Here is a 22,164-nt window from a genome sequence, read left to right on the forward strand (position 1 = left end):
ATTTGCCACCGATTGTTACCGTTATGACTGGAATTGAACTCGACCTGTTGAAGAAGACCTTTCGGCATATGAGTCTGGCCTATTATATGGCTGAGATCTATGAACAGAACCGATCAGTTTGTAAGTATGTGCATTCTACATCCCGGGGGCATGAGGCAATTCAGCTTGCCATGGCAGGCTTTCTGAAGAAAGGCGACTATGTGAGTCCATATTATCGCGATGAAAGCATGCTGTTAGGTCTGGGATTTACACCTTATGAACTAATGCTTCAATTGCTTGCCAAAGCCGATGATCCATTCACGGGAGGCAGGGAGTACTATTCGCATCCCAATTACCGCAATGGCGATAAGCCAACCATCATTCACCAGAGCAGTGCCACCGGAATGCAGGTGATACCCACCACCGGTGTAGCTCAGGGTATTAAATACCTGGAGGAACATCTTCCTTCCAATCTCATCCGAACTCCCGATGGAAGTTTGCCCATAGTGGTTTGTTCCCTTGGTGACGCCAGCGTTACCGAAGGCGAAGTAAGTGAGGCCTTCCAATTTGCCATCCTGAAACAACTTCCCATCATATACCTGGTTCAGGATAATAGCTGGGGTATCAGTGCCACGGCAGAGGAAACAAGGGTTATGGATGCGTATGATTATGCCTCAGGTTTTCCAGGGCTTGATCGCATAAGGATAGATGGTAGTGATTTTGAGGAAAGCTATAATGCGCTGGCAGCTGTTGTGGAAACTGTACGCCAGGAAAGGAGACCCTTCCTGGTTCAGGCACATGTTCCTCTTTTGGGCCATCATACTAGTGGGGTAAGAAAAGAATTTTACCGTCAGTCGGCGGAGTTGGCTGGTCAGTCTATACGTGATCCATATTTGAAACTTCGCAATTCACTGCTCGAAAAAGGCTTGACGGAGGAAGAACTGAATAGCATCGCTGTGGAAGCGGAGCAGCAGGTAAGAACCGATTTTCAAAAGGCAGTGCAGGCTTCCGAACCTGACCCTGATACGGTAGCTGATCATGTGTTCGTACCTGCTACGGTAATCGTTGAATCAGGAACCCGCGAACCAAAAGGCAAAGACCGTATAATGATGGTAGATGCAGCACTTTTCGCCATCCGTGAAATAATGGAGAAAGATCCCACTGCCATTTTATATGGACAAGATGTGGGCAGGCGACTGGGGGGCGTTTTTCGTGAAGCAGCAACTCTGGCGGAGAAGTTTGGAGATCACAGAGTTTTTAACACCGCAATCCAGGAAGCATATATTATTGGATCCACTGTGGGAATGAGTGCAGTGGGATTGAAACCAATTGTGGAAGTTCAATTCGCAGATTATATTTATCCGGCCCTTAATCAATTGGTAACGGAGATATCTAAATCATGCTATCTGAGTTGTGGCAAATTTCCTGTACAGGCATTAATACGTGTGCCAGTTGGTGCATACGGTGGGGGAGGTCCTTATCACAGCGGAAGTATTGAATCAACCCTTCTAACAATTAAGGGTATTAAGGTAGTATATCCCTCTAATGCAGCAGACATGAAGGGATTGATGAAAGCTGCCTTCCTCGACCCTAATCCGGTTGTAATGCTTGAACATAAGGGCTTGTATTGGAGCAAAGTGCCCGGCACAGACGGTGCCCGCTGCATTGAGCCATCAGAAGATTATATACTTCCGCTGGGTAAAGCTGCAGTTGCACTTGAAGCGTTCAGGACTACAGTGGAAGAGGGTGATTCAGTTTGTATCATAACCTATGGCATGGGGGTACACTGGGCAAAAGCCGCTGCTGCTATATTTCCCGGACAGGTTGAAGTAGTGGACCTCCGCACCCTATTTCCACTTGATGAAGAATTGGTTTATGAAACAGTTCGAAAGCACGGAAAATGCATCGTACTTACTGAAGAACAACAAAACAATTCCTTTGCTGAAGCCCTTGCCGGGCGGATCTCATATAATTGTTTCAGGTGGCTTGATGCCCCCCTTGAGGTAATGGGTGCATTGAACCTGCCTGCCGTACCAATGAATACCATTCTTGAATCAGCCATGTTACCCAGTGCTCAGAAGCTCTCACAGCGAATACGGATTATGCTTGAAAATTAAGTGAGCCCTTAACCCTCCATCATTTAATAAATCCATTCCTCCTCTAACATCGCCCTGTTGGTGTATATTATGTTTTTGCTGCAAGTATTTGGTTGGAAATTTATCTCCGAAGTTTTTCGTAATTAAACCAAAACCAAACCTTATCGGATGAAAAACAAAATGCTTAAAGGCGCGCACCTTTCAGAGCGCAAGTCGAGGGAGATCGTTAACCTGTTTTGTGAAGACCTGACCGCAACCCAGATCGCAGAGATCACAGGCGTTAGTCGCGTTACAATAAACGCCTACCTGAAAATGATCCGGACGAAATTGGCGCACCATTGCGACAGTACATTCCCAACGCATCAATTACCAGAAAATTATCTTCTCTCTGGTCAGCAACCCGGAGATTTTCCAAAAACAACCTATTACGGCTTTACAAGATGGAATGGCCTGGTATATTCAGCAGGTTTATCTGATCTGGATAGAGACAGTCTTGTGCAGTGGCAACAACCTGCCCATGCGGAGGCAGGACCTATGGCAACTATTCATGCAGTAGCTGATTTTTCAAACTGGCGACTTTACCGTCGAGATGCGGGTAGTAATGGCCGACATTTTAGTGATGAGATATCCGGCTTCTGGGGACTTACCCGAAACCGCCTGCTAAAATTTCGTGGACTTAACAGGAATACACTTTACCTCCATATTAAGGAGTGTGAATACCGATATAACAACAGGAATGGCAATATGGAAATGAGTCTTTTGCAGATGATCAACAAGACGCCCCTTCAAACATTGCAATTACAATCCTGAACTTTTTATTTTCTCATGTGTGTGTAACGCGGGTAGTTTCTACTACCTGCTTTTTTTATGACAAAAATCATAGCTACATGATAGCAGGAATCATAATGTTTGTGTGACTTGCGCAATATTTTCGGGTAATTATTCAACCCCCAAAATAACAATAGTATGAAATTGTCAAACTGGTGCATCGCTTCCTGTGCGATGCTGTTTTCCTTAACTGCCTGCAATGATAATGCAACAGAAACCACAACAACTGAAACCGCTGTTGAATCAGGTGCTGTTGTAGCCGGACAATCTGCCGTGCAGGATGATGTGTCACAAAAAGATATTGTCAAAGTTGCTATCGGAAGTGCAGATCATACAACACTGGTTAAAGCTGTTCAGGCTGCCGGACTGGTAGACGTTCTGTCCAACGCCGGCCCCTTTACAGTGTTTGCTCCAACCAACGCTGCTTTTGATAAACTTCCTGCTGGTACTGTTGAGGGATTAATGAAGGCTGATAAGAAGGCTGACCTGGAAAATATTCTTCAGTATCATGTTTATGTTGGTGTAATCAAAACAGATTATATGTCAGATGGCCAGGTACTTGGTCAGGCCAATGGAGGTAAGATCAATATCAGTGTTAAAGATGGCAAGGTGATGGTGAATGGAAAAGCAACAGTTCTCGCATCAGTTCCCGCCAGTAATGGAATCATCCATGTGATTGATGAGGTTTTATTACCTCAATAAAAAACATTTAAAAAGGTTTGAAGTTTTCTTCAAACCTTTTTTATTTAATCAAGATTGGCGGGATGGAGAATTTTTAATTCCATAACTGTTGCAATGGACTGTGCCCTTTGGATAATCAAATCTGTATTAGGTCCACTGAATAAGTTGTTTGCCGTATTTCTGAAGATCATTAACCATTGCTCAAAATGTTCTTTTTTCAGTGCTGACAGATGATGTAGGTTTTTGTGAATGGCCATTGGATTACCATTGTAAACACCCGTATAAAAAAGGATGTTCTCCCAGAAATCATACATGGTGGGGAGGTGTTTCTCCCAATTCACCTTTACTACATCATTGAAGAAATAACCAATTACAGGATCTTCCTTTACTATTTCATAAAAGCTGTTAATCAACAGTTCAATGTCTTTCCTACCGGTGATATCTTTTTTCATAAGCTACTAAAGGTCTTTGTTCTTGAATTTTCTGATAGCAATGAATGCAGGTATAACCATCCAGACCACCATAACCAGGGAAGCAAATAATACCCCCAGATTGCTGCCGAAGAAATCTCTGAAAAGGGCCCCGGTAAATCCCATCATTGCTGATATGTCTAGTTGCAATAACAATAGTATCCTCCCCAGATCGATGGGGTTGAGTGCACTGAGCGCTATCATTGCCGTTTCCATTGGGTAGTCCGCAAACTGGAATAGTATGAGTAATACCAAACCATCATAGATAAAGGAAAAATAGAACCATAGGAGCAGTGCCAAACCAATTCCTTTTGCTTTATCACGGGTAATAACAGCCGATAATAATGCCAGTGATGCAAATACGATACTAAGTGCTCCGGCGGTCATCAATAATGTCATGCCGGTTGGTCCCGGGTCATATAATAAAACTGGTAAGCCTAACCCCACAATGGTGGCTAATAGTAGTGATCCGATCAAGCCAAGGTATATGCCGAATAACAGTTTAGTTCTCTTTATGGGTTGGGCTACTAATAATTCAATGAATTCACTTGAATTATAAAGGTAAATAGTACAGAAAATAATGCTGATCAGGGGTACTATGATAAGGGTGATATTCAGAAGACCCAGCACGGCCTTGGAGGGATTATCTTCCAGCATGAAAAGGCTGAGGGAAACGATAAAAAGCAGGGCCGTATAAGCAATGATGATCCTGTTCTTAAGGATATCTATCAATATATATTTAATGATTTTTTTCATAGAATTATTTTACCTGTTCTCTCATGATCTTTGCTATCACCTTATTCAATTTTTCTTCTCCTGTGTCTTTTCGGAGATTGGCAACGGAACTATGCAACCGTAGTGATCCATCCTGGAGGTAAATGATCTCCGTTACAAGGTCATCGAGATCGCTCAGTACATGAGAGGTGACCAGCGTGAGTTTTCCTCTTGATTTTTCTTTCATTATCTTTTCCTTCAGCACCTCGCTTGAGATGGGGTCAAGACCAGCTGTTGGTTCATCCAGAATAAGAATGGCGGGATCGAAAATAAAAGCAAGGGAGGCACTAACTTTTTGCCGGGTGCCACCTGAAAGGGTCCTCATCTTCTTCTTATAAAGAGCAGGTAAGCCAAATGCCTCAACCAACTCCATATCAAGACCTGACTTCTTACCGCGGATATCCTTGACCATATCAATTACCTGTTCAATGGTCATGTTATCAGGAAACCTGCTGATCTGCGGCATATAACCAATATGTTCTCGGTATTGACAATCGCGTGCAATATTTTTTTCATTCACGGTAATAAATCCACTATCTGGAATAACCATACCCAGCAGGCATTTGATGAATGTAGTTTTCCCTGAACCATTAGGGCCAATAAGGGCAATGGTCTGTGATTTATTGCAATTAACTGATATGTCATTCAATACCCGAAGCTTGCCAAATTGCTTATTTACGTTTGTAGCGATAATCATAATGGTAATGGTTTCATCAATGGATATTCATCCTTAAGATTTTCAGGTGTGAGGCCAGGCATAACTTTTTCTGCTTTTTCCAGCAGTCCAACCACCGGACTCCTGAACAGCATCATTGCTGTGGCATTTCTTTCCACGATCATGGCATACACACTTAAGGGCCTGTAGGGTACATCGCCAACTTTATTGCGATTAAGGTCGTATCCCTCATACTTGTCCCAGAAATTGCCATTAAAAGTATTGAGCACCAACGAACCATTTGTTGCTATATCAAAACTGTTGCCGGAGAAATTATTCTTTTCAATGGTGTTATCATCACAGCTTGCCTGAATCCTTATGGCATAGCCATTGTTGGTAAATCTGTTTCTTCTTATAAGTGTACGGCTACTTCCTTCCATATAAATGGCAACGGTATTTTTATAATAGAGGTTGCCTTCTGCGTGGCTATCAGAAATGTCTTTCAGGAGGATACCAAAAGAAGCGCTTCCCCAGTTTTCGCGGAATTCATTATTAAGCATAATAACACGACGGCTATGCATTACTGCCACACCTGATCCGTTATTGTTGAAGATATTATCCAGATAGGTGTCATCATTAGAGAACATGAAATGCAGTCCATATCTTATATTCTTATGGCTGTTATTTTTCATGATCAGCGTTTGTGTAACAAACTCAAAATAAATACCGTCCCTGTGACCGCTTATATTGTTATTATAAATAACGAGGCTGTCGCTTTTCCAGCCATGGATTCCATTACCGCTTTCCAGTTCGCTTATGCCATTACTACTGATTGTATTATTGGCTATATAAGCTTTTGATGCATGCTGGCAGTAGATTCCAAAAAAATTATTCAGTAGTTTATTGTTACGGATACCTACTCCCTTTGCATTTATAATTCGAATAGCGGCAAGTTCATTCATGCTAGAGTAACCTGAATTAATGATAGTGAATCCTTCAATCACCACATTGTGAGCGGTGATGGAGATTACTTCATATTTCTTCTCGCCATCCAATACAGGATTTCCAATGCCCATCAATACGATGGATTTGTCGATAACTATGCCCTTCTCTTTATATGTGCCGGCTAATACGCGAATCAGATCGCCGTCATTGGCCTGTTCAATAATTTGTTTGATAGATTGACCAGGTTGCACTGTAAAGGTTCTTGCATAGGCTGACGGATTATTCATCAGCAGCAAACAACTTATCGTTATGACAAGAAATTTAAACATTATGGTACAATTGTTTTCCATTCCACAGCCATAGATTTATTGTCTTTGATAAATGCGTCTCTGTCTGCTTTAGAGGCAAATGCTGCAATATCCCCACCCATCGGGCCACGAAGATTCCCGCCTTTAGCAAATGCTGCCGATTCGGGCGATAATAATTTTCCTGATCCGGTAAAATCGCTGATATAAATTGATCCCTCTTTAATCTCTGTACCGGTATTTGCTTTTTTATATTCCAAAAGGCAGGTAAGATCATCAAAGAAAAATACCTTTCCTTTTGTACTTACCAGTTCTGTTCCATATTTATTATCCATGATCGTCATCCTGCACTGATCGCAAGCTGCTTTACCAAAGGGGATTTCTTTGGGCCCGGTTTGGCATGAGGCCAATAGGAGCATTGCAGGAATCAATAATGCCGTGAATGCTCTCGGGGGAGTTTTTTTGATGACATGTCGAAGTTCGAGCCACATGCCAAAAATCAATGCGAGTCCCACGCCCACAAAAATCCATCCACCTATATCGGGCATACTGTAAGCGCCAAAATTGAGTAGTTGCTTATAACCTATCAATGGGGGCTGGTAGCTTTGTCCGGGAACTTTAATTGCGGCTGTGGGGTCAAGGTTATGACCGTAGTTATGAAGCCAGATATAGAAGTCAGCCATCGCAACAACTCCAAATGCGAGTATGAAACCAAACCAGGTATAAAAGAACCATTTGCGGTTAATAACAGCAGCCAATACTCCGAAGACTGCCAGGCCACCAATCAGCCAGGGTAAAACACTGAATTCAACGAAATCTTTTGCAGCGATATGCTTCATTCCAATATAATGGTTTAATCCATTTATGATATCAATATCTCCACCCAATTTGTTGGGATATATCTGAAGAAAAAGTCCCTCAGGATATTGCGGCGCCATAAGGTCAATACGCCACATGGGAAGAAAGATTACCGCCCCCAGGGCAATAGCCGCAACCACGCAGATTATCCGGGTTACTGGGTTTAGCTTATTGATCATGATCATACTATTAGGGAGATAAAAAAAGAGGTCTGCCGGTGGCGGCAGACCTTTGAGCTTTTGATTTATTTTTTGGTACTGTCGCTATTACTGTTGTTTTCCGGCGCTTTTGGGTCGGAGCTATTCTTACCTAAACTGAATGTTAGGGGAACATTACTTCCCTTTGGACTCACTCTCACATATCCCTGCATTTCCTGATGGAGTGCACTACAGAAATCTGTACAGTAAATAGGCCAGATTCCAACTTTTTCAGGAACCCATTTCAATGTTTGTGTTTCGCCAGGCATAATGAGGAGTTCCGCATTTTTTGCACCTTTCACAGCAAAACCATGTGGCACATCCCAGTCCTGCTCCAGGTTGGTAACGTGGAAATAAACCTCGTCGCCCACATAAACACCTTCAATATTATCGGGCGAGAAATGTGATCTTATAGCAGTTAGATAAACATGCACTTTATTGCCCTCCCGCACTACCTTAGATTCTTTTTCTCCTTTGGCGGCATAAGGATGTTTGTTTTCTTCGATCTTAAAGATCTTAACAGAATTGGGTCGTATAACATCAGCATGGGCCGATTGCGCATAGTGAGGTTCACCAATGGTTGGGAAGTCATTGATCAGTTGCATCTTATCCCCGCTTATATCATAGATCTGAGCTGCCTGTGCAAGTTCAGGGCCTGTTGGCAGGTAGCGGTCTTTGGTGATCTTATTGTAGGCAACTACATATTTACCATTTGGCTTACGGGTGTCACCACCAGGAACGCTAAGGTGACCAATTGAATAATAAGTGGGTACGCGATCCAGTACTTTAAGATCTTTTACATTCCATTTTACGATCTCTGAAGAAACAAAGAATGAAGTATAAGCATTACCCCTTTCATCAAATTCTGTATGCAATGGTCCAAGTCCGGGTTTCTGAACTTCACCATGAAGGGCAGATTCATACTTAATTACAGGAATGCCATCGTATTCACCTTCGAAATCTTTTGCAGCAATTGCTTTCTGCATTTTACTAAATGAGAATACAGGGATCAGGGCAGCAAGCTTACCGCTTCCTACTATGTATTCACCAGTTGGATCAACATCACAACCATGGGGTGATTTGGGACAGGGGATCATATAAACGATATCCTTAAGCGCAACTGCATCAAGTGTCATCACTTCTGTAAGCATTTCATGTTTGCCACTATGTGTACTCTCATCCCATGTATTGCGGCTATAGCTTGCTTTCTGCTTAACTCCTTTGCCAGCTTTCAGGTATTCTTCTGCTTTTTTCCAGTTCACTGCCATGATAAAATCTTTATCACGCTGAGAAGCATTCACTTCTAAAAGTGTATTTGCCTGCTCACTGTTATAGCAGCTGAAGAAGAACCATCCATGGCTTGGACCCTTACCGGCATGGCTTAAGTCAAAGTTTACACCTGGCAGAATTAACTGGAAGGCGATATCCATTTTACCACTTGTTTTATCAACACTGATGAAGGATACAGTACCCTTAAAATTCTGTTTGTAAGAACTGATGGGTACATCACCATTTGAATTATCGAGTGGAACACTGAACCTGGTACCAGCAATAACGTACTCAGTATTTTCAGTAATAAAGGGGGAGGAGTGGTTACCCGCACTGTTTGGAATCTCGATGATTTCTGCAGTACGGAATGTTTTCAGGTCGATACGGGCAATACGTGGTGTATTGTTGGCATTACCGAAAACCCAGCGTCCATCTATCTCTCCATTGGTCTGGGAGAGTTCGGTATGGTGAAGGTCATCCCATGGAACGAAGCCATGTGATGTTGTAAGCATCGCTTTAGTTTCTTCACTATAACCCCATCCTTTTTCAGGATCAACAGAAAAAACGGGGATCACACGGAACAGACGGCCCGAAGGAAGACCATACACACTCAGCTGTCCACTGAATCCACCGGAAACGAAATTGTAAAATTCATCATACTTTCCAGGTGCTACAAAAGCTTTGGCAGCTGCATCACCACTAACAGCACTACCTGCGTTCTTCGGTTTACAGGCATTGAAACTAAAGGCTGCAAAACAGACCAGTAGTCCGATGCCTAATTTTGAAAGATTGTTCATTGTTGGGTTGTTTTTAGGCTTTATTATTTTACTCCATCATTTTGCCTCATGAATTCATATACATGACGGGCATCATCATCGCTTAAATTTTGATTGGGCATACGTACAAGACAAATCTCTAATTGTGCCTGTGCCTTAGGATCGGTATTCAGCATCTCATCAACGTTAGTGGTGAAATTCATGATCCAGGCTGCAGTATTTCTTTTTGTAACATCTTTCCAGCCCGGTCCTACAAGCCTTTCATCTGTAAGCTTATGGCAGGAAGAACATTTAACTTCATAAACAGATTTACCTTTTTCTGCCATGGCTACATCTAATGTAGCAGGAATCTGTACGTCTTTAAATTTACCTACACCATCCACAGGCGCTGCTGCTTCCGGCTTTGATTCTGTTGTTTCGGAATTTTCTGACTGCTTGTCTTCTTGCTGTGCACCACCGCAGGCAAATAAAAGTGCGGAAAATGTAGCGAGGAGGAGGAGCTTTTTCATAATTGCAATTTTTTTGTGAATGTTACAGACACAAGATTAGCACGAAGCGGAGAGCGCAAATATGATTGAGGTCATATTCTGGCAATAAAGGGTGCCAGTTGATGAAACTCATTAAGCGCAATGATACAGGTCATCCTGCCCCATTACCTATATCATGTTCATTAGTATTGATTATCAATATTATTGCTTAAATTATAGCTCAATTTGTCACTAAAAGAACCTTATATGTCGATGGCAAAACCAACAGTTGAAGAAGATATTCTTCTCAGCTGGGGCGCAGCTTATAAAAAGGTTAATAAAGGCGATATCATCTTCATGGAAGGTGGACAGGCTTGTTTTTATTATCAACTCGTAAAAGGAAGAGTTCGATGGGTAAACATTAATGAAGACGGTCGGGAGTTTATCCAAGTCATGATAGAAGAAGGTGAAAGTTTTGGGGAGTTACCGCTGTTTGATGAAATGCCATATGCGGCTACTGCTATTGCTGATGAAGATTCAATGGTTCTTCGTTTGTGCAAGTCCCATTTTCACCAGATGGTACGCTCCAGCTATGATATTCATTTTAATTTCACCCGCCTTTTGGTAGAAAGATTAAGATTCAAATTCCTTACGCTGAAGGAAATCGCTTACAATAATCCTGAACAACGGATCTCTAACCTTCTCAATTATTACAAGCGTAATAATAGTATAGGTGATAAACTGGTTAAACTACAATATACACGTCAGCAGATCGCTGATATGACTGGTTTAAGGGTGGAAACAGTTATACGAACCATACGTAACCTCCATGAGAGGGGTGCCCTGAAAATTCAGCGGGGCAAAGTTTTCTTTTAAAAATGATTCAAATCATCTTCTGCAGCGATGCGAATGTTTTCTTTTGTAAAAAAATAAGGAATGAATCCAATCGGTAAGAAATGGTGCAGGATAGCTTTGTTCAATCTTTTACTTGTGGCCTCCGCCGGGGTGTTGCTTCGACTGAAAATATTAACCCCGCTTACATGGCTGAACCATAAATATATGCTTCATGCTCATTCCCATTTTGCTTTTGCCGGATGGGTGAGTCTGTTTTTAATGGCAGCTATGATTGGTAACCTTCCCGAAAAATTTTCAAAAGGTTATGAACGCATTCTAATAGCCTATACTATTACTGCTTATGGTATGCTCTTCAGTTTCCCTTTCCAGGGATATGGGGCTGTCTCAATATTCTTTTCCACTCTATCAGTTCTTGTAAGTTGGTGGTTTGCAATCAGGCTATGGAAAAGTATTTCGGAGGAAAATATATGTCCGGTAATTGTATCGAATACAAAATGGTCACTTGCTTTTCTAATTCTTTCGGCAGTTGGAACGTTTTACCTGGCCTGGTTAATGGCCAACAAAGTTGATAATCCTTCCCTTTACTTTGGCGCAGTTTATTTCTATCTGCATTTTCAATATAACGGGTGGTTTTTCTTTTCCATTGCTGCACTTTTTCTCAGCAGGGTTTCTCCATCTTATAGGGAAAAGATTAAAAGACCTCTACAACTTCTCGCCTTAGCCTGCATACCGGCGTTTTTTCTTTCCGCATTATGGATGCGGCTCCCTTCCTGGATGTATTATACTGCAGTAGCGGCCGCAATAGTTCAACTGTTCGCATTCGGGCAACTTCTCCTGCTTTTAGTTCGCGATGCGCGCAATCATATTGCTGATAAAGTAGTTCAAACCATCTGGGGATTATCATTGTTAGCCTTGGTAATAAAATTCCTTTTGCAATCACTTTCGGTATTTCCATCGCTAAGTAAATATGCGTTCGCTTACCGCCCGGTAGTGATCGGATATCTCCACCTGGTATTACTTGGTTTTGTATCACTTTTCCAGATCGGATGGCTCATAAAACAAGGTTGCCTGCCCACAAGCAATCAGAAAATACCTGCTTCAGTATGGGCATTCGTTACCGGCTTTGTACTTACGGAAGGCACCCTGATGGCACAGGGCATCAGCTCAATGTTTTTTGTTGCCATCCCACATACCAATGAAATGTTACTTGTTGCGGCTATCTTCCTGTTTGCTGGCATAGCATGGATGAACAGGCAGGTATGGTGGAGAACAAATGGGTCTTTATAGACCATGCGCCCTTTTTAGTTTACTCTCACCGAATCTTAATTTAATACTGTCAATAGCCTGGTAAAGTCGGATCATTTCCTGAGTATCATCAAACAGGCTTATCTGGTAGTTTCCTGGTATCAGGTGTGTGAAACGGATACCCAGAAGCCGCACCAGTAAACGCCTGTCATATAGTTGTTCAAAAAGAGTCTTTGCAGTTTGAAGCAGAAGATGATCAGCACCTGTATAGGGTATACTGCTTTGTTTGGTTACTGTATCGAAATTGGCATAACGTAGTTTAACTGTAACAGCACCAGTTAGCTTGCCCTGTTTTCTTAGTTCAAATGCTATGCTCTCTGTCATACGAACCAGTTGCGCCTGCAGGAAATGAATATCTATGGTATCTGCCTGGAATGTCTGTTCCGTAGAGATGGATTTTTGCTCGCGGTAAGGCATAACCGGTGATTCATCTATCCCATTGGCCCTTCGCCATAGTTCGGTTCCATTTTTCCCCAAAAGATTATGCATCATCACGAAAGGGATCTCACTTAATGTTTTGACTGTTTCAACTCCCATCCCTTCCAATAAAAGAGCTGTCTCCTTACCAATTCCCGGGATCTTATTGATGGAAAGGGGTGCAAGGAAAAGTTTCTCATTCCCAAAAGGTATTTCGAGCTGACCATTTGGTTTTACTTCGTTAGTAGCAACCTTACTTACAAGTTTATTACTTGCCAGGGCATAGGAGATGGGTAATCCACTGTCTTTTGCTATAGACTTTTTGAGATCGGCAGTGAATAAACTGCAGCTATGGTATTTATCCATCCCACTCATATCAATATAAAATTCATCGATAGAGGATTTCTCGAATACAGGTACTTTTTCTGCAATAATATCCGTAACAAGCTTTGAATAACGACTATAGTCTTCCATATCACCGCTAATGATCATTGCCTGTGGACAGAGCCGCCGGGCGAGTTTCATGGGCATGGCACTATGAATTCCAAATCGCCTTGCTTCGTAGCTGCAGGCTGCAACCACCCCGCGATCACCCGAACCACCAACGATAAGAGGTTTGCCTTTGAGGACCGGGTTTTTCAGACATTCAACCGATACAAAAAATGAATCCAGGTCAAGATGGGCAATATGTCTTTCACTGTTGATCAGCATTTGATTTTCTTTTTCTCAGTCCAAGTTTCTGCATATGGCTTACTTCCAGATTAAATACGCCGAAATCTTCCACCACTTTCCCTGTGAGTTCATAGAATCCATTTCCAACCAATGGGAATCGCTGGAGGGAGTCAGGAAAATGTATCGTATCAATCCAATCAAGTTTCGAATCAATGAATGTTCCAAAACACATCGTGTCACCCTTGATTGTAAGCACGGGTTTATATGTTATCAGGTATCCCAGCATGCTAACCTGTTTGCCTTTATGCAAATGGATTTTGCCTGCTGGGGTATACTGAGAAGGATCAGCATCTACCATTGGAAAAGGATTGTGTAAAGGAAAATCCATTAATTCCATTTGGTCATACAATGTTTCAAGTGGGTATGTAGGCAGATCGGGTAAACTAAATTGGAGCGGTGCTTCCTGGAATAGTTTTACTCCGGCAATTTGTTTTTGTTTCTGGTGGCCCCGGAGCATATTGGCTTCCCATAATAATTGTTTCTTTGTTTTTCCGGTAAAGCGGAAGGCATCTATCCGAATAAGAATATTAAGGCTTTCTTTTCCGATACCGGTTCTATCAATCATGTCCTGCAAATGGAGATATGGCCCACTCGTATTTCGTTCATGGATCAATTGTTCTGCAATGGATTGTTCCAGTGATTTAAGATGGATAAATCCCGTATATACATCATTCCCCCTGATATGGGTAAGCCAGTTACTGTTGTTTACACAGGGAGGATGAATAAGGGCGCCTGTTTTCTCCAGTTCATATAAGTATAATTCCCTGCTGTAGAATCCCCCGAAATTATTGATCACTGCTACCATGAATTCTTTCGGGTACCATGTTTTTAAATAAAGGCTCTGGTAGCTTTCAACAGCAAAGGATGCAGAGTGAGCCTTTGAAAAACTATATCCTCCAAAGCTTTCGATTTGCCGCCACACTTCTTTGCTGATAGCATCCGGATAGCCACGCTCCGTACAATTTTCAAAGAATTTCTCCCTTATCCGCAGCATTTCCTTATTGCCCCTGTACTTGCCACTCATAGCCCGTCGCAGGATATCAGCCTCACCCATATCCAATCCTGCAAAATGATGGGCTACCTTGATCACATCTTCCTGGAAAACCATCACACCATAGGTCTCTTCCAGTAATTCTTTCATAATTGGATGTATGTATTCGAAGCAATCAGGATTATGATACCTTTCAATATAGGCCTTCATCATACCGCTGCTCGATACGCCCGGCCTTATGATGGAACTGGCGGCAACAAGGGTTATATAATCATCGCACTCAAGTTTCCTGAGTAATTGGCGCATGGCCGGACTCTCAATGTAAAAGCATCCAATAGTATCAACCTTCCTTATCTGGTTTTTTACCTTAGGATCTTTTTTGAATTTTTCAATCTCATGGATATTAATACTTACCTGTTGATTTTCCTGAACTAGTCGAAGGGTCTCTTTGATATGGCCGAGCCCACGCTGACTAAGAATATCTAATTTATATAATCCAACCTTTTCAGCGATGAACATATCAATCTGTGTTGTAGGAAATCCCTTGGGAGGCATATACACAGCAGTATACCGGTAAACAGATGATTCGCTTATCAGCATACCGCCAGGGTGTATACTCAGGTGGTTGGGAAAATTTACCAGAAGCTGACCATAGAACAGAATCAGTTGCTGGATAAAATCATCTGCTTTTCGGTTTGAAAAAGAATGCGCCCTCGCGTAACCTTTCACAGCCAATTGGTCTATCTCTGTTTTCGGAAGGCCAAACACTTTTCCCAATTCTCTCACAAGTGCATTGTATTGAAAAGTTGTTACCATACCCAGCAAGGCAACTTGTTTTTTCCCATAACGTTTGAATACATAATCGATTACATCATCTCTGTCGAGCCACGAAAAATCAATATCAAAATCAGGTGGGGAGGTTCGGTATGGATTAAGGAACCTTTCAAAATATAGGTCGAGTTCTATTGGATCTACATCCGTGATCTGCAGGCAATAAGCAACTATAGAATTTGCACCGCTGCCACGACCAACATAATAATATCCCTTACTTTGTGCATAACGAATAATATCCCATGTAATAAGGAAATACGCATTGAACCCCAGCTGATCAATGATGGCAAGTTCTTTTTCTATTCTTTCCTTAGCTTTTTTATTACGAGTACCATATCGACTATTACATCCATCAAATGCCAGCTTTGCCAGGAAAATCCGGTCATCATCTGCTGTTGCGCTGAATGTTTTTTTGTTCTTGTCGGTATGCAATTCCATTTCGATATTACAGGCATCACAGAGGCGAAGGGTGTTGCTTATAATAAATGGGTATTTTGAAAAGGCCGACATCAGATCTGATGTGCTGATAAACATCTCCTGTATGCTGCCCTGTTGATGCGCATGCAATTTTGATAGGAGTACATTATTATCAATTGCCCTTAATAAGCGGTGAGCATTAAAATGCTTCTTACTCTGAAAACTTACGGGGTGGAGAACAACAAGTTTGTGGCTGTATGTCTTAACAGAGAAGCTAAATAATTTAGTAATATGATGCGGACTTATTCCTATAAATTCATGAAGGCATAATTTGTCTGGTGGTTTTTGAGCAATTGGGTATATGATGAACATGCCGGAATCAACCCCCAGAAAAGGAGACTCTGCTGCGTCTTCCGGAAAAGGGATGCCTGCCTGCAGGTAGTAAGACAGAAATGCGTTTATGTTTTCAAATCCCTCGAGATTGGCTGCCAGTAAAATGAAACAGACCTTATTTTGATTTCTTATCTCTGCGCCCAGTATGGGTTTTATGTTATTATTTATGCAAAAGTTATAGAAATCCCATGCATCCGAACTGTTGTTTATGTTGGTGATCGCCATCGTAGTAATGCCCATTTCAACAGCAGTGTTCACTAATTCTTCCGTGGAATATGTGCCATAACGAAGGCTGAAATATGTTTTGCAGTTAAGGTACATCTTGCCCGTTTAGTTGGGCGGTAAAGGTACACTAAATGCTAAATATATTAGTAATTAACTTGGTGTTAGAAAGCCGGATGACCTATGACTTCCATTGCTGATATCTCCTGATAGCCGCATCAACCGTGGGTAGGATGTTTGCTTTACCAATAAGAAAAACCAATCTCGATTGCCTTAATTCCTTCATAACCTGTTCACTGTGAACTTCCGCGAGAATCAGTTTTGTTCCCCTGCTGCTGGCCGACTTGTGAACATCTTTTAGAATATTAATACCTGTGGCGTCAATGATAGGAACGTTTCTCATCCTGATGATCAATGCAAGCGGGGGGGTCTCAATGACCCTTATTGCATCTTTGAATTTATAGGCAGCACCAAAAAACAGAGGACCATTGATCTCAAATAATTCCACACCCTTCGGTAATTGAAATGCGTCGGTGGTTGCAGTTTCATCACCATGATTAATTTGACCAAAATCATTGGTTATAGATGCAACGGAGCTGAACTGTGTCATTTTTCGCATGAAAAGAAATGCAGCGAGTACCATCCCGATTTCTATTGCTACTGTAAGGTCTACCAATACTGTGAGCAGAAAGGTTGTGATCAATACAATCGCATCGCTTTTGGATCCCCGCGCAATTGATAAAAAGTTTTTCCATTCACTCATATTATAGGCTACCGTTACAAGTATACCCGCAAGTGTAGCCATTGGTATCAAAGCCGCCCACCTGCCAACAAAAAGAACAATGATGAGCAGGGTAAGGGAGTGTATCATACCGGCAACCGGTGTACGGCCGCCATTCTTCACATTTGTAGCAGTGCGTGCGATCGCTCCGGTGGCAGGTATCCCTCCAAACAGCGCAGAAAGGATATTACCGCCTCCCTGGGCAATCAGTTCAGTATTACTGCGATGGTTCCCCCCGGTCATACCATCGGCAACAACAGCGGAAAGCAAGGATTCAATTGCTCCCAGCAATGCAATTGTGAAAGCAGGACGTATAAGACTTTGAATAGTTTCCCACTCAATTAGAGGCAACCCCGGTGCAGGCAATGAAAATGATATATTTCCAAAACGACTACCAATTGTATCAGTCGGTAATGAAAGAAAGGAAGTGGCTGCCGTTGTGATAATGATGGCTACGAGTGATCCCGGGATCTTGTAGGTTATCTTAGGCCAGTAAATTATTATGAGGATGGTGAACATTGAAATAAAAACAGCATATATATTAATGGCAGATAATGCCTTTGAGTAGGCCATCCATTTTGTCAGAAAATCGGCCGGCACTGCCCCCATCTCTAAACCAAAAAAATCTTTGATCACTGATGAGAAAATAATAAGTGCTATACCAGTAGTGAAACCAGTTATCAGTGGATACGGAATATATTTAATGAGTGTTCCCATTTTTGCGAAACCCATTATCAGCAGAATTAATCCTGCCATAAAAGTGGCAATGATAAGACCGTTCACTCCATATTGTACAACAATTCCATATACCACTACAATGAATGCTCCTGTGGGTCCGCCAATCTGTACCCTGCTGCCACCGAGCAGCGAAATAATAAATCCCGCAACAATGGCCGTGATAATACCTTTTTCGGGTGATACTCCCGACGCAATGGCGAATGCGATGGCCAGTGGAAGGGCAACGATGCCTACAATGATTCCTGCTGTTAGGTCTTTGCTGAATTGCTGCCTGTCGTATTGCCGCAATGTGTCCAGCAATTTCGGTCTGAACATAAAGTATAGATTGTAATCGGAGATATTAGCTGCTGGTTATTGTACCGGCATAAGGGTCATCTTCATCAGGTTCACATATTCACCAGCAGATCTTATATTACTGCATTCCCGGGGGTCAAGTGCTCTTTCATGAGTTCTGTCAAGTTCCTGCAAAAGCTTTTCTATGAATCGCATGGTAATATGACCATGCACATTATGATATTGCAGGCTTTTTAAAGCTGCATCAATATATCTTCTGATTTCTTCCTCAGATCGGCTGAGAAGGATCTTGTTAATCAGGTTGCACCTGTACTCATTAAGATTCCTCGGCTTAGGCATTATCCGGTTTTAAATTTTAATCCAACATTTCAGGTAGTCATTTACATCCGTATTCACTACATGAAAGTCGGGTGGTATTTCAGTTTCCAGACTGTGGTAGGTAACAAGCCTTGTTCCTTTTGGAACGTTATACAATTGCTTGCAGAGGTAATGGCTGTAATATTCAAATAGCTCAACAGAGTGCTCAACATCCTTATCTATTTTCTCGGTACAGGCAAGATTTTCATAGAACGAATTGTAGAAATAAAAATGGTCATACTGCCTGAAGTTGATCTGTGTGAAATTAGCGTTGATGAAATTTACATTATCCTGTCCGGTTTGCTTCAGGGCCGCATTGGCATAATCTACAAGATATGCTCTTTGTTCCACACCGGTAAACTGTAATTTGGGTTGATAATAAGAGGCGGCCAGGCAGAACTTTCCTGCACCGCTTCCGATATCAAGTATTTTTGCCCCTGGCTCTGTTGCCAGGAAACCACTTGCTTTCCTTGCTACCAGTAATGGTGTCCAATGTCGTCTTGCCATATCCCGTATAGCCTGGGGATAAAGTTCATGACAGGTGGCGTCTGACTGGAACCATTTATCTATTTCCCGATCTGTGGAAGATTGCAGGTACATTTGATAAAGTTAAGGCCTGCATTTGGTGCGAGGATTGATAATTATCACTTTTGAAATTAGGGCATGAGTATCAGGCATTTATTCCCGGTTCAAAGCTGGGATTTCCAGTCCGGTTCTATCATTTCGAACCTACCTCCAAAGGAATGGTCCCTGCTCTCTGCACATATGGTAGAGGCTCAATATAATAAGGGGGACATTCTTTTCAAAGAAGGATTTTATCCCAATGGTATCTTCTTTATCCGTAAAGGGATGGCTAAAAAATACAGGATCAATAAAGATGGGCAGGAACAGATTATTTACGTTGCCAGCCAGGGTGAACTGGTGGGATATCATGCGGTTTTGGCGGAGGATCGTTATCCTGATTCCTGTGCGCTTCTTGAAGATAGTATAGTGGGATTTATTCCAAGGGAAGACTTTCTGAAAACGATCGATTATTCTCCCTTACTTAGCAAGCGCTTACTCAAAACCCTTAGTCACGAATTTGCTGTTCTGGCCAATAATATTACTTTCTTCAGCCAAAGTTCCGTTCGTGAAAGAACTGCCCTGCAACTTGTGGTATTGCGGGAAAAGTATAAACCTATGAATGATAAAAACGGACCGGTGGAAATAACCATGTCCAGGGAAAATCTGTCTAACCTTGTTGGCAGTGCCCGCGAAAATGTTGTTAGGGTATTGTCGGAATTTAAGGAAGCAGAACTTATAACTACAAATGGTAGAAAAATTATTATACTGGATGTTGCGGGATTAATTAAAATCGCAAACCTCCGATGAGTTCTAACCAGGTAAATGGTTCCAGTCTGTTGAATAGGGTTTGATTAATTCAGTTGCCGCTCGTGGCCCCCAACTGCTTTGCTCATAATATCTGAGGTCTTTTCCCTGGTGTTTTTTCCAGTAATCAAGAATTGGCATTACCAGTTTCCAGGCTGCTTCCACCTGGTCGCCCCGCATGAACAGCGTAGCATCTCCTTTTAATACATCGAGGATCAATGCCTCATAAGCTTCTGGTATTTCTTCCTCGTGCGATTCTTTATAGGTAAAATCCATTTCCACCGGCTTGAGTTTCATTTGTAGTCCGGGTACCTTACTTTCAAAAAGCAGGCTGATCTCAAGCTCTGGTTGGATACTTATAGTTAATCGGTTTGGTATTACATCACCTTTAAAGATCTTATTGGGACTATCCTTGAATTGAATGATAATTACTGTTGATTGTCTTTGCATTCCTTTTCCTGTTCTTAAGAAAAAGGGGACACCTTTCCATCTCGGGTTATCAATGTATAACCTGGCAGCAACAAAGGTTTCAGTATAAGAACGGGATGGTACATGTTCTTCTTTCCTGTAACCCCTGTATTGGCCGCGTACAACATTTTTTGAAACAGTTGAAGGGGTGAAGGGCCGAACCTGTTTAATCACAGCGGTTTTGGCATTCCGGATGGTTTCGGCTTCGTATTTAGCCGGACATTCCATTGCGGTTATACATAACAGTTGTAACAGGTGGTTTTGAACCATATCGCGCAATGCACCGCTACCATCATAATAACCACCCCTGCTACCTACAGTAACTTTTTCCGCTACTGTGATCTCAACATGGTCAATATATTTATTATTCCAAAGCGGTTCAAAAACATAATTAGCGAAACGGAAAGCCATGATATTCTGGACGGTTTCTTTTCCGAGGTAATGATCAATGCGATAAAGCTGTTTCTCTGTGAACCGTTTACGAAGGAACCTGTTGAGTTTCTTTGCTGTTTCAAGATCGGTTCCGAATGGTTTCTCAATGATTATTCTATCTAAGTTATCCTGGTTTGCCAGTTTAAAACGATAGAGGGAATCAGATATTATTTCTATAAAACGTGGAGCTACGGCGTAGTAGAATATCCTGATACCCCGCTTTTTGTTTTGAAGGTCAACAGTATCCAAAACTGTCTTCAATTCCAGATAAGTATCTTCTTTCAGGAAATCGCCGCTTATATAAGTGATCCTGCTAGTAAAAGTTTTCCATTGGTTAATATCAGGCGGGCCTGTCCTGGAGAATTCAACAACTCCTGACAGGAGTTCTTCCAGGAATGTTTCCCGCTCAATAGATATATAATCAATACAAAAAATCCGGAATGTATCAGAGAGGTGTTGGTTAATAAACAGATGGTATAAAGCGGGAATCAGTTTACGTCGGGTGAGATCACCTTTAGCACCAAAAATTACGCAAACGGCCGAAGCATCCTTTTTTTGTCTCATACCTGGCTTTTAGCTGATCAATATATTCTATATCGGGGATTATGCAAACGATTGACTTACAATTCATGCAATATTCCTGCCGTTTCATCCTGCTCCGGTTGAATGGAAGCGAAGGAGTTCCGGAATTTTGTACCAAGTATTTATCTATGGCTTATAAAGGAAAGAGAATATATAATATCTACACTGGCCAGCATATTGTTTTTTTGCAAACAGCAGAGGAAACAAATGGAAGGCGCTTGTGCATGCAGATGAGTTACCAGGGTAACGGGCCCGAGCCTCCCGTCCATTATCATCCGCACCAGCAGGAAGTATTTACTGTTAAAAAGGGAGTTCTTTGTGTGCGGATGAATGATAAGCTTGAATATTACCCGGAAGGATCCATGATCCATGTTCCTGAGAATACGCCGCATGCCATGTGGAATGGTCAGCAGGGTGAAACAGTGGTTCATTGGGAAGTACAACCTGCTTTGCGTACAGAATATTTTATGGAGAATGTTTTTGGAATGATCAATAATGCCCATACCAGTCGAAAAGGAACGCTGGGTTTTCTCCAGCGTATTGCTATAGCCTGGCATTTCCGTAATGAATTTCGCTTACAGAAACTACCTCTTTCTGCCCTGAACCTGCTTTACCATCTCTGTTTACCTGTTCTGGGTGTTTTAAGAGTGCGCGGATCTTATAAGGAATTGATGGATTAAG

At 42.0% G+C, this 22,164-nt stretch carries 20 protein-coding genes; 7 read left to right on the forward strand and 13 right to left on the reverse strand.

All coding sequences use genetic code 11. The features are described from left to right. Positions 1–23: 23 nt before the first annotated feature. The 3 genes from V6M43_RS14900 to V6M43_RS14910 all read left to right on the forward strand — a co-directional run bounded on the left by V6M43_RS14900 (position 24) and on the right by V6M43_RS14910 (position 3,605). Positions 24–2,096, forward strand: a complete 2,073-nt coding sequence (locus V6M43_RS14900; RefSeq protein ID WP_332736597.1) for an alpha-ketoacid dehydrogenase subunit alpha/beta — start codon at positions 24–26, stop codon at positions 2,094–2,096. Between the two features lie 147 nt (positions 2,097–2,243). Beyond that, positions 2,244–2,885, forward strand: a complete 642-nt coding sequence (locus V6M43_RS14905; RefSeq protein WP_332736599.1) for a hypothetical protein — start codon at positions 2,244–2,246, stop codon at positions 2,883–2,885. Between the two features lie 156 nt (positions 2,886–3,041). Next, the gene (locus tag V6M43_RS14910) at positions 3,042–3,605 is read left to right on the forward strand and encodes a fasciclin domain-containing protein (protein ID WP_332736601.1); all 564 of its coding nucleotides are present in this window, start codon (positions 3,042–3,044) and stop codon (positions 3,603–3,605) included. 44 nt (positions 3,606–3,649) lie between these two features. Here the strand turns inward: V6M43_RS14910 and V6M43_RS14915 are convergent, their stop codons facing one another. The 7 genes from V6M43_RS14915 to V6M43_RS14945 all read right to left on the reverse strand — a co-directional run bounded on the left by V6M43_RS14915 (position 3,650) and on the right by V6M43_RS14945 (position 10,342). Then, the gene (locus V6M43_RS14915) at positions 3,650–4,036 is read right to left on the reverse strand and encodes a group III truncated hemoglobin (protein WP_332736602.1); all 387 of its coding nucleotides are present in this window, start codon (positions 4,034–4,036) and stop codon (positions 3,650–3,652) included. A 6-nt stretch (positions 4,037–4,042) separates the two neighbouring features. Next, positions 4,043–4,810: an ABC transporter permease subunit gene (locus V6M43_RS14920; RefSeq protein WP_332736603.1), complete on the reverse strand. Its 768-nt coding sequence runs from the start codon at positions 4,808–4,810 to the stop codon at positions 4,043–4,045. Between the two features lie 4 nt (positions 4,811–4,814). Next, on the reverse strand, positions 4,815–5,525 hold the full coding sequence (locus tag V6M43_RS14925; protein WP_332736605.1) for an ABC transporter ATP-binding protein: 711 nt from the start codon (positions 5,523–5,525) through the stop codon (positions 4,815–4,817). Next, positions 5,522–6,757 carry a nitrous oxide reductase family maturation protein NosD gene (locus V6M43_RS14930; protein ID WP_332736607.1) on the reverse strand — a complete coding sequence of 412 codons (1,236 nt, stop codon included), beginning with the start codon at positions 6,755–6,757 and terminating at the stop codon, positions 5,522–5,524. Before V6M43_RS14930 ends, V6M43_RS14925 begins: the two co-directional genes overlap by 4 nt. Next, positions 6,757–7,770 carry a nitrous oxide reductase accessory protein NosL gene (locus tag V6M43_RS14935; protein ID WP_332736608.1) on the reverse strand — a complete coding sequence of 338 codons (1,014 nt, stop codon included), beginning with the start codon at positions 7,768–7,770 and terminating at the stop codon, positions 6,757–6,759. Before V6M43_RS14935 ends, V6M43_RS14930 begins: the two co-directional genes overlap by 1 nt. Before the next feature lie 65 nt (positions 7,771–7,835). Continuing rightward, positions 7,836–9,854 carry a Sec-dependent nitrous-oxide reductase gene (gene nosZ / locus V6M43_RS14940; protein ID WP_332736610.1) on the reverse strand — a complete coding sequence of 673 codons (2,019 nt, stop codon included), beginning with the start codon at positions 9,852–9,854 and terminating at the stop codon, positions 7,836–7,838. Between the two features lie 23 nt (positions 9,855–9,877). Continuing rightward, positions 9,878–10,342 (reverse strand): c-type cytochrome, encoded by a 465-nt coding sequence (locus V6M43_RS14945; RefSeq protein ID WP_332736612.1) that lies wholly within the window; start codon positions 10,340–10,342, stop codon positions 9,878–9,880. 204 nt (positions 10,343–10,546) lie between these two features. Between V6M43_RS14945 and V6M43_RS14950 the strand changes: the two genes are divergently transcribed. Then, complete coding sequence (locus V6M43_RS14950; protein WP_332736614.1) at positions 10,547–11,176, forward strand: Crp/Fnr family transcriptional regulator; 630 nt, start codon at positions 10,547–10,549, stop codon at positions 11,174–11,176. 60 nt (positions 11,177–11,236) lie between these two features. Continuing rightward, complete coding sequence (locus tag V6M43_RS14955; RefSeq protein ID WP_332736616.1) at positions 11,237–12,442, forward strand: hypothetical protein; 1,206 nt, start codon at positions 11,237–11,239, stop codon at positions 12,440–12,442. Here V6M43_RS14955 and dinB read toward each other — a convergent pair. The 5 genes from dinB to V6M43_RS14980 form a co-directional block, all read right to left on the reverse strand. Then, positions 12,437–13,588 (reverse strand): DNA polymerase IV, encoded by a 1,152-nt coding sequence (dinB, locus tag V6M43_RS14960; protein ID WP_332736618.1) that lies wholly within the window; start codon positions 13,586–13,588, stop codon positions 12,437–12,439. The genes V6M43_RS14955 and dinB overlap by 6 nt on opposite strands. Further along, positions 13,572–16,562 carry a DNA polymerase III subunit alpha gene (locus tag V6M43_RS14965; RefSeq protein ID WP_332736620.1) on the reverse strand — a complete coding sequence of 997 codons (2,991 nt, stop codon included), beginning with the start codon at positions 16,560–16,562 and terminating at the stop codon, positions 13,572–13,574. Before V6M43_RS14965 ends, dinB begins: the two co-directional genes overlap by 17 nt. An 82-nt stretch (positions 16,563–16,644) precedes the next feature. Further along, complete coding sequence (locus V6M43_RS14970; RefSeq protein WP_332736622.1) at positions 16,645–18,297, reverse strand: SulP family inorganic anion transporter; 1,653 nt, start codon at positions 18,295–18,297, stop codon at positions 16,645–16,647. Between the two features lie 36 nt (positions 18,298–18,333). After that, positions 18,334–18,615 (reverse strand): hypothetical protein, encoded by a 282-nt coding sequence (locus V6M43_RS14975; RefSeq protein ID WP_332736624.1) that lies wholly within the window; start codon positions 18,613–18,615, stop codon positions 18,334–18,336. A 9-nt stretch (positions 18,616–18,624) separates the two neighbouring features. Then, positions 18,625–19,233, reverse strand: coding sequence for a class I SAM-dependent methyltransferase (locus V6M43_RS14980; RefSeq protein ID WP_332736626.1), 609 nt, complete (start codon positions 19,231–19,233; stop codon positions 18,625–18,627). A gap of 63 nt (positions 19,234–19,296) precedes the next feature. Here V6M43_RS14980 and V6M43_RS14985 point away from each other — a divergent pair, with 63 nt between their 5' ends. Further along, positions 19,297–20,004 carry a Crp/Fnr family transcriptional regulator gene (locus V6M43_RS14985; protein ID WP_332736628.1) on the forward strand — a complete coding sequence of 236 codons (708 nt, stop codon included), beginning with the start codon at positions 19,297–19,299 and terminating at the stop codon, positions 20,002–20,004. Between the two features lie 3 nt (positions 20,005–20,007). Here V6M43_RS14985 and zwf read toward each other — a convergent pair whose 3' ends face one another. Then, complete coding sequence (zwf, locus tag V6M43_RS14990) at positions 20,008–21,465, reverse strand: glucose-6-phosphate dehydrogenase (RefSeq protein WP_332736630.1); 1,458 nt, start codon at positions 21,463–21,465, stop codon at positions 20,008–20,010. Positions 21,466–21,506: 41 nt separating this feature from the next. Between zwf and V6M43_RS14995 the strand changes: the two genes are divergently transcribed. Continuing rightward, positions 21,507–22,163 carry a cupin domain-containing protein gene (locus V6M43_RS14995; protein WP_332736632.1) on the forward strand — a complete coding sequence of 219 codons (657 nt, stop codon included), beginning with the start codon at positions 21,507–21,509 and terminating at the stop codon, positions 22,161–22,163. Position 22,164: the final 1 nt, after the last annotated feature.

Origin of the sequence: Flavihumibacter sp. (assembly GCF_036676075.1) — a bacterium.
Lineage (GTDB): Bacteria > Bacteroidota > Bacteroidia > Chitinophagales > Chitinophagaceae > Flavihumibacter.

Coding starts and splice junctions, on each gene's coding strand:
- V6M43_RS14900 (WP_332736597.1), top strand. CDS start 24: ATGACTGGAATTGAACTCGACCTGTTGAAGAAGACCTTTCGGCATATG.
- V6M43_RS14905 (WP_332736599.1), top strand. CDS start 2,244: ATGAAAAACAAAATGCTTAAAGGCGCGCACCTTTCAGAGCGCAAGTCG.
- V6M43_RS14910 (WP_332736601.1), top strand. CDS start 3,042: ATGAAATTGTCAAACTGGTGCATCGCTTCCTGTGCGATGCTGTTTTCC.
- V6M43_RS14915 (WP_332736602.1), bottom strand. CDS start 4,036: ATGAAAAAAGATATCACCGGTAGGAAAGACATTGAACTGTTGATTAAC.
- V6M43_RS14920 (WP_332736603.1), bottom strand. CDS start 4,810: ATGAAAAAAATCATTAAATATATATTGATAGATATCCTTAAGAACAGG.
- V6M43_RS14925 (WP_332736605.1), bottom strand. CDS start 5,525: ATGATTATCGCTACAAACGTAAATAAGCAATTTGGCAAGCTTCGGGTA.
- V6M43_RS14930 (WP_332736607.1), bottom strand. CDS start 6,757: ATGTTTAAATTTCTTGTCATAACGATAAGTTGTTTGCTGCTGATGAAT.
- V6M43_RS14935 (WP_332736608.1), bottom strand. CDS start 7,770: ATGATCAATAAGCTAAACCCAGTAACCCGGATAATCTGCGTGGTTGCG.
- nosZ (WP_332736610.1), bottom strand. CDS start 9,854: ATGAACAATCTTTCAAAATTAGGCATCGGACTACTGGTCTGTTTTGCA.
- V6M43_RS14945 (WP_332736612.1), bottom strand. CDS start 10,342: ATGAAAAAGCTCCTCCTCCTCGCTACATTTTCCGCACTTTTATTTGCC.
- V6M43_RS14955 (WP_332736616.1), top strand. CDS start 11,237: ATGAATCCAATCGGTAAGAAATGGTGCAGGATAGCTTTGTTCAATCTT.
- dinB (WP_332736618.1), bottom strand. CDS start 13,588: ATGCTGATCAACAGTGAAAGACATATTGCCCATCTTGACCTGGATTCA.
- V6M43_RS14965 (WP_332736620.1), bottom strand. CDS start 16,562: ATGTACCTTAACTGCAAAACATATTTCAGCCTTCGTTATGGCACATAT.
- V6M43_RS14970 (WP_332736622.1), bottom strand. CDS start 18,297: ATGTTCAGACCGAAATTGCTGGACACATTGCGGCAATACGACAGGCAG.
- V6M43_RS14975 (WP_332736624.1), bottom strand. CDS start 18,615: ATGCCTAAGCCGAGGAATCTTAATGAGTACAGGTGCAACCTGATTAAC.
- V6M43_RS14980 (WP_332736626.1), bottom strand. CDS start 19,233: ATGTACCTGCAATCTTCCACAGATCGGGAAATAGATAAATGGTTCCAG.
- V6M43_RS14985 (WP_332736628.1), top strand. CDS start 19,297: ATGAGTATCAGGCATTTATTCCCGGTTCAAAGCTGGGATTTCCAGTCC.
- zwf (WP_332736630.1), bottom strand. CDS start 21,465: ATGAGACAAAAAAAGGATGCTTCGGCCGTTTGCGTAATTTTTGGTGCT.
- V6M43_RS14995 (WP_332736632.1), top strand. CDS start 21,507: ATGCAAACGATTGACTTACAATTCATGCAATATTCCTGCCGTTTCATC.